The sequence below is a fragment of the Pseudomonas sp. 05N36 genome, from assembly GCF_056397385.1.
The window spans coordinates 1-372 of sequence record NZ_JBFTNH010000078.1 but is presented as its reverse complement, the minus strand read 5'-3'; the positions used below and the strand labels follow the sequence as shown (position 1 = coordinate 372).

Sequence of the window (372 nt, the reverse complement as noted above, 5' to 3'; positions counted from 1 at the left end):
AGGGTGACGGTCATCGGCGTGCCGGCCGGATTGCTCAGCGTGGCGGTGTAAGTGATCTGACCACCTTCGGTGACCGAACCGGTGGCCGCCAGGGACAGCCCGGTGTTGTCGATCGAATCGGTGATGGTGGTGACGGCCGGCGTCGTGCTCGGGGTCAGCTGTTCGAAGTTGCCACCGCTGGTGCTTTCGATGGTGGTGCTGACGGTGCTGCCGTTTTTGTAGACGTCGTTSGCCGGGGTATCGACCACCACCGAACCGCTGGTTTTACCGGCTTCGATGTTGATCACCGCACCGTTCGACAGGGTGACGGTCATCGGCGTGCCGGCCGGATTGCTCAGCGTGGCGGTGTAAGTGATCTGACCACCTTCGGTG

At 62.8% G+C, this 372-nt stretch carries 1 protein-coding gene; it reads right to left on the bottom strand.

The genetic code is table 11. The features are described from left to right. Nucleotides 1-372: immunoglobulin-like domain-containing protein (locus tag AC1DIH_RS28230; protein WP_477774101.1), on the bottom strand; the 372-nt coding region annotated here is incomplete at both ends.